Consider the following 2,454-nt stretch of genomic DNA (forward strand, 5'->3'; position numbering starts at 1 on the left):
ACGCCAGCCACACCACCACGCCCACACCCCCAACCAGCACCCGCACACCCCGCCACCAACACCAGAAACCACCACAAAAAACAACCAGTGGATCCAGGTCAGATTCCCGCAAGGAGCCCTTCGCGGACCTTTACCGGCCTTCCTCAGTGAGACCCGCGGCCAGCAGTTCGGCGAGGTGGATGCCTTCCCGGCCGCCGCTGTCGAGTTCGTGCAGCTGGGTCCGGCAGCTGAATCCGTCGGCCAGCACCACCGTCCGCCGGTCTGCCTTGCGCACCCGGGGAAGCAGCACCTGTTCCGCACAGGCCTTGCTCACTTCCAGATGCCCGCGCTCGAACCCGAAGTTCCCCGCGAGACCGCAGCACCCCGAATCGAGCCGTTCGACATCCACCCCCGCCGCCTCCAACAGCGAACGGTCCGCGTCCCAGCCCAGCACGGCGTGTTGATGGCAATGCACCTGAGCCAGCGCGTGTCCCGGAATCTTCGGCGGCCGATACCCGGGGGAGTGCTTGGTCAGCAGCTCGGCGAGCGTCACGGTCTGATCCCGCAGCCGCCGGACGTCCTGGTCGCCAGGGAACAACTCGGCCGCGTCGGAGCGGAACACCGCAGTACAACTCGGTTCCAGACCGAGCACGAGCCCGCCGTCCCGGAGGTGCGGAGCCAGCATGCGCACGGTGCGGATCAGCACTCGCTTCGCGACCCCGAGCTGACCAGTGGAAATCCAGGTCAGACCGCAGCACACGGACGGCTCCGGCAGCGTTACCCGCCACCCCGCGTCCTCCAGCACCCGAACCGCGGCCTCGGCGACGTGCGGATGGAAATAAGACGTGAAGGTGTCTGGCCACAACATGACGGTGCCGCGCGCGCCGGTACCGGTGGGTTGATGCCGGGCGAACCACCGGGGCAGCGTTTTCGGGGCGAAGCGGGGGATTTCCCGGTCCTCGACTCCGGCGACCCGCGTGGCGAACCGGGTTTTGCCCAGCAGGTTCACCAAACGCGCGGTGTGCGTCTTGCCGACCAATCGGGCGACCAGCGGCAGCCAGCCCATCGTGAAGTCGGAGCGCGGCCGTTTCCAGGGGCGGCCCTGGTAGTGGTGGGCCAGGAATTCCGCCTTGTAGGTGGCCATGTCCACGTCGGCCGGACAGTCCGATTTGCAGCCCTTGCAGGAAAGGCACAGATCGAGGGCGTCGCGGACCTCGGTGGAGCGCCAGCCGTCGGAGATCGGGCCGTCGCGGTGTCCGTTGAGCATCTCGAACAGCAGCCGGGCGCGGCCGCGCGTGGAGTGTTCCTCCTCGCCGGTGGCCTGGTACGACGGGCACATCACGTCGCCGCTTTCCGGAGTGGACTGCCGGCAGCGGCCGACGCCGACGCATCGATTGGCGGCTTGGGAGAACGATCCGCCGTCGTTCGGGAAGCGGAAGTAGAGATCCTGCGGCTCGGCGGGGGACCACGAGCCGCCGAGCCGCAGGTTCTGGTCCAGCGAGTACGGCGCGACGACCTTGCCCGGGTTCATCCGGTCGCTCGGGTCGAAAATCGCCTTGAGCTGGCCGAACGCGGTGACCAGGTCGTTGCCGAACATCCGCGGCAGCAGTTCGCCGCGGCTTTGCCCGTCGCCGTGCTCGCCGGAAAACGAGCCGCCGAACTCCGCGACCAGGTCGGCGGCCCGTTCCATGAACCGCCGGTAGGTCGCGACGCCGGACGCGGTGTAGAGGTCGAACGGGATCCGCGTGTGCACGCAGCCCTGTCCGAAGTGGCCGTACAGGCTCGGCCCGGTTTCGTCGGCGTACCCGAATTCCTCGTAGAGCGCGTCGAGCCGCCGCAGGTAGGCGCCGAGTTTTTCCGGCGCTACCGCGGAATCCTCCCAGCCCTCGAAGGTGTCCGACTCGCCGGGGACGTGCGCGGTCGCGCCGAGGCCGGCCTCGCGGACTTGCCAGAGTTCGGCTTCCTTAGCGGGATCGTCGAGGAACGCGACGTCCGCGTCGTCGATGGAGTCGAGCAGCTTCCGCGCCTGCTTGTCGGCCTCCTCAAGTGTCTTCGCGCCGAACTGGACCATCAGGAAGGCTCGGCCGCGCGGCAGCTCTTCGCGCGCCTTTTCGTTGAGGTGCTTCAAACGTTCGTCGTAGAGAAGCCGGTGGTCGACGCCTTCGAGCGCGATCGGTTCGTGCGGCAGGATGTCCGGCACCGCGTCGGCGGCGGTCGCGATGTCCGGGTAGCCGAGCACGACCAGCGCGCGCTCGGGCAGCACCGGCACCAGCTTCAGTTCCGCGCGCAGGACGGTGACCAGCGTCGATTCGCTGCCGACGAGCAGCCCGGCGACGTCGAAGCCGTGTTCGGGCAGCAGCGAGTCGAGGTTGTAGCCGGAGACCCGGCGCGGGATGTCCGGGAAGCGGCGGCGGATCTCGTCGGCGTACTCGTCGCGCCACCGCCGCAGCTGCCGGTAGATCGCGGCGCGGCGGT

General features: G+C 68.7%; 1 protein-coding gene. It reads right to left on the minus strand.

Annotated elements, in window-relative coordinates; genetic code table 11:
* Nucleotides 1–130 precede the first annotated feature (130 nt).
* Nucleotides 131–2,454 (minus strand): FAD-binding and (Fe-S)-binding domain-containing protein (locus D0D37_RS46225; RefSeq protein ID WP_116206885.1); only part of this gene is annotated, 2,324 nt, incomplete at its 5' end.

Origin of the sequence: Amycolatopsis circi (genome assembly GCF_003385235.1) — a bacterium.
GTDB classification, from domain to species: Bacteria; Actinomycetota; Actinomycetes; order Mycobacteriales; family Pseudonocardiaceae; genus Amycolatopsis; species Amycolatopsis circi.